Source organism: Protofrankia sp. CiP1_Cm_nod4 (assembly GCF_982290645.1).
Map to the genome: position 1 here is coordinate 21,479 of NZ_CEVIVC010000066.1, position 4,662 is coordinate 26,140.

Annotated in this window: 4 protein-coding genes; all 4 read left to right on the plus strand. The window is 74.2% G+C overall.

From position 1 onward, the window contains the following. Positions 1–89 precede the first annotated feature (89 nt). Positions 90–665, plus strand: coding sequence for an arginine repressor (gene argR, locus AC5LSR_RS14015; RefSeq protein ID WP_250283369.1), 576 nt, complete (start codon positions 90–92; stop codon positions 663–665). Positions 666–1,110: 445 nt separating this feature from the next. Further along, complete coding sequence (locus AC5LSR_RS14020; RefSeq protein WP_250283337.1) at positions 1,111–2,313, plus strand: argininosuccinate synthase; 1,203 nt, start codon at positions 1,111–1,113, stop codon at positions 2,311–2,313. Between the two features lie 164 nt (positions 2,314–2,477). Beyond that, positions 2,478–3,869, plus strand: coding sequence for an argininosuccinate lyase (argH, locus tag AC5LSR_RS14025; protein WP_250283367.1), 1,392 nt, complete (start codon positions 2,478–2,480; stop codon positions 3,867–3,869). Next, the coding region (locus AC5LSR_RS14030) for a DNA-3-methyladenine glycosylase (protein WP_493468550.1) at positions 3,851–4,662 on the plus strand (812 nt) is incomplete at its 3' end. The genes argH and AC5LSR_RS14030, both read left to right, overlap by 19 nt.

Here is a 4,662-nt window from a genome sequence, read left to right on the forward strand (position 1 = left end):
CCATCCAGGTGGCGGAAGCCACCGCGGCAGCCCGGACGGCCGGGGCGCGGGGGCCCGAGAGCATCGTGGCGGCGCAGCCGCCCACGGCGGTGCGGCACGCGGCCGTGCCGCTGACCAAGCACGCCCGCCAGGTCAGGCTCGCCGCCCTGATCGCCCGGCAGCCGGTGCGTTCGCAGATGGAGCTGGCCCGGCTGCTGGCGGCCGAAGGCGTCCAGGTCACGCAGGCGACGCTGTCACGCGACCTGGAGGATCTCGGCGCGACCAAGGTGCGCAGCCCGCAGGGCGGGCTCGTCTACGCCGTCGACGTCAACCTGGCGCCGGCCGAGTCGGTGCGGCTGCCGCTGGGCCGGCTCTGCGAGGAGCTGCTGGTCTCGGCCGAGGCCAACGGCGACCTGGTGGTCCTGCGGACCCCGCCGGGTGCCGCGCAGCTGTTCGCCTCGGCCCTGGACCGCGCGTCGCTGCCGGAGGTCATGGGCACCATCGCCGGCGACGACACGGTGCTGGTGGTGTGCCGGTCAGCTCAGGTGGCCGCCGGCGGCCCGCCTGCCGCCGGTGCCGTTCCCACCGGTCCCGAGCTGGCCGCCCGGCTGCTCGGCCTGGCTGAGGGCCGCACCAGCGACGCCTTCGTCGGCCTGGTCGGCCCCGGCTCCGCCCCGGGCGGCTGACCGGCCGGTTGGCCGGGCGCGCTCAGCCACGACGGCCGGCCGTTCTTCAGCCGCCTGACCGGCGGGGGTGTTGGTCAGACAGCTCGGAGGCGTTCCACAATCGATCAATGGCCCGTGATCGAGCTTCGCCGAAGCGTGAAATCATGAAAGTGAGGGACGGACGGTCGTCGCGGTAGCCGTTTCCGTACCCACCTTTCCCGACCGAAGAGCTCTCCCGGCCGGAACAGGACGGGGACCACCCACCGGTGCTCCAGCTACGGGCCCGGACGACACCGGCCCCGGCGGCAGCCGTTGCCGGAGCTGCCGGAGCTGGGCACAACGCCTGACGGGCGCACCGGCGCCTGGCGGCACAACTGCACAACCGCTCGGGAGCACACCCCGGGAGCACACCCCGGGAGCACACCCCGGGAACACGGAAAACGCAGAGAGGAAAGGTTGATCAGCGGTGACTGACCGCGTGGTACTGGCATATTCGGGTGGTCTGGACACGTCCGTGGCCATCGGGTGGATCGGCGCCGAGACCGGTGCGGAGGTCGTGGCCCTGGCCGTCGACGTCGGCCAGGGCGGTGAGGATCTCGAGGCGATCCGGCAGCGTGCCCTGACCTGCGGGGCGGTGGAGTCGGTCGTGGTCGACGCGCGGGAGGAGTTCGCCCGCTCCTTCGTCGCCCCCGCCATCCGGGCGAACGCCCTGTACATGGACCGCTATCCGCTGATCTCGTCGCTGTCACGGCCGGTGATCGTCCGCCACCTGGTGGAGGCGGCGCACACCTTCGGCGCCGGGGCCATCGCCCACGGCTGCACCGGCAAGGGCAACGACCAGGTGCGTTTCGAGGTCGGCGTGATGGCACTGGCACCGGAGCTGAAGGTGCTGGCGCCGGTACGCGACTCCGGGATGACCCGGGACAAGGCGATCGCCTTCGCCGACGAACGCGGCCTGCCCATCGACGTGACGGCACGTTCCCCCTACTCCATCGACCAGAACCTGTGGGGACGCACCGCCGAGTGTGGCGTGCTCGAGGATCCGTGGGCACAGCCGCCGGAGGACGTCTTCGTCTACACCGCCGACCCGACGCTCGCGCGGGACCCGGACGAGGTGACGATCGGTTTCGCCGATGGCCTCCCGGTCTCCCTCGACGGCCGCGCACTGCCGCTGCCGGAGCTGGTCGCGGAGCTGAACACCCGCGCGGGCGCGCAGGGCGTCGGGCGGATCGACCTGATCGAGGACCGGCTGGTGGGGATCAAGAGCCGGGAGATATACGAGTGCCCGGCGGCGATCACCCTGCTGACCGCCCACCGTGACCTGGAGGACCTCACCCTCGAGCGTGACCTCGCCCGGTTCAAGCGCGGGGTGGACCAGCGCTGGGCCGAGCTGGTCTACGACGGCCTGTGGTACTCGCCGTTGCGGGCCGCGCTGGACGCGTTCGTCGACAACGCCAGCGTCCGGGTCAGCGGCGACGTGCGGATCCGGCTCGCCGGCGGGGTCGCCCAGGTGGTGGGACGGCGCAGCGATGCGAGCCTGTACGACCACGCGCTGGCGACCTACGACGCCGGCGACCAGTTCGACCAGCGCGACGCCCGCGGCTTCATCGACCTGTGGGGCCTGCCGAGCAAGGTGTGGGCCGCCCGGGAACAGCGGCTGTCGCGGTGAGCGTGTCGGCATCCCAGCCACCGACGGCCTCCGAGCCGGCCGTGCCCGAGCCAGGCGCGTCCCAGCCGGCGACCGAGCCGACCGTGTCCCGGCCGGGGCCCGAGCCGGCAGGGCCCGCCTCGTCGGCATCCGGATCCGGGTCCCCGTCCTCGTCGCCGACGAGGTTGTGGGGTGGGCGTTTCGCCGGCGGCCCGGCGCAGGCGCTGGCCCGCCTGTCGGTCAGCGTCCAGTTCGACTGGCGGCTGGCCCCCTACGACCTGCGGGCCTCCGGCGCCCACGCCCGGGTGCTGCACCGCGCCGGCCTGCTCGACGACGGCGAGCTGGCCGCCATCCTGGCCGCGCTCGACGACCTGTCGGAGGCGGTGCGTACCGGCGGCTTCCGCCCGACCGTGGACGACGAGGACGTGCACACCGCGCTGGAGCGGGGGCTGCTCGAACGCCTCGGCGCGCTGGGGGGCAAGCTGCGCGCCGGGCGCAGCCGCAACGACCAGGTCGCCACCGACCTGCGGATGTACCTGCGGGATCATGCCCGCCAGGTGGCCGCCCGCCTGATCGAGCTCCAGCAGGCCATCGTCGACCAGGCGGCGGCGCACGTGGACACCCCCGCCCCCGGGATGACCCACCTCCAGCACGCCCAGCCGATCTCGTTCGCCCACCAGCTGCTGGCGCACGTCCACGCGTTCGCCCGGGACGTCGACCGGCTGCGGGACTGGGACCGCCGCGCCGCCGTGTCCAGCCTCGGGGCGGGGGCGTTGGCCGGCTCCTCGCTGCCGCTGGATCCGCACGGCGTCGCTGTCGAACTGGGTTTCGACTCGGCGTTCGAGAACTCCATCGACGCCGTCTCCGACCGTGACTTCGCCGCGGAGTTCCTGTTCGCGGCCGCGCTGATCGGCGTGCACCTGTCCCGGCTCGGCGAGGAGATCGTCCTGTGGACCAGCCGCGAGTTCGGCTGGGTCGAACTGGACGACGCCTTCGCCACCGGCAGCTCGCTCATGCCGCAGAAGAAGAACCCGGACGTCGCCGAGCTCGCTCGGGGCAAGTCCGGCCGTCTGATCGGGGCGCTCACCGGGCTGCTCACCACGCTCAAGGGGCTCCCGCTGGCCTACGACCGCGACCTGCAGGAGGACAAGGAGCCGGTGTTCGACGCGGTCGACACCCTCCTGCTGGTGTTGCCGGCGACCGCCGGGACGGTGGCCACGATGCGGGTGCGCCGTCAGCGCCTCGCCGAGGCAGCCCCGGACGGGTTCGCGCTGGCCACGGATGTGGCCGAACACCTCGTCCGCGGCGGGGTGCCCTTCCGGGAGGCGCACGAGGCGGTCGGGCAGCTGGTGGCCTGGTGCGTGGCGCACGATGTCGGCCTCGAGGATGTCGGCGCCGAGCAGCTGGCGGCCATCAATCCCCGGCTGACCCCGGGCGTGCGCTCGGTGCTGTCCGTCCAGGGCGCGCTGGAGGCCCGGTCGGCCCCGGGCGGGACGGCACCGGCCCGGGTGCGCGAGCAGCTGGCCGCGGTCACCGAACGCCTGCGCGGGGACCGCGAGTGGGCGGGAGGCGTCTGAGCGTCGCGGACCGGCGCTTCTACGCGCGGCCGCCGCTGGACGTCGCCCGCGACCTGCTGGGCGTCCGGCTGTGCCGAGGCGGGGTCGTCGTCCGGCTGACCGAGGTCGAGGCCTACGGCGGCCGGGACGATCCCGCCTCGCACGCGTTCCGCGGCCCGACCCCGCGGTGCGCGGTGATGTTCGGGCCGCCCGGGCACCTGTACGTCTACTTCGTGTACGGGATGCACTGGTGCGTGAACATCGTGTGCGGGCCGCCCGGCGCGGCGGCCGCTGTCCTGCTGCGTGCGGGTGAGGTGGTCGAGGGGGCGGCGGACGCCGTGCGCGGCCGTACGCACCTGCGCCGGGCGGAGCTGGCCCGGGGCCCGGGAAGGCTCGCCCGGGCGCTGGCCGTCGACGGCTCCCTCAACGGCGCCGACCTCGTCCCCAGCGTCCCCAGCGTCCCTGGCGCTCCTGATCTCCGCGGCGTTTCCTCCGTTGTACCCAGCCCCTCCGACATTCCCGGTGCTCCTGATGCCGGCGGCCCTGGCGGTCCCGGCGGGCGTGCCGTGCCGTGCGTGCTGCCCGGCCTGCCCAGGGCGTCCACGGGCGGGGGTGCACCCGGGGGAGGAGCACTCGTGCTCAGCGCCGGCCCCTGGATCGACGAGGCCCGGGTCGCCCGCGGGCCCCGGATCGGGATCAGGACCGCCCAGGACCGGCCATGGCGGTTGTGGATCGCCGGGGATGCGTCGGTCAGCGGCCCGCGGCGTGGCCAGCGGAGGCCGGCGCCGCCCATATCCCCGTCGCAGCCGTCCCT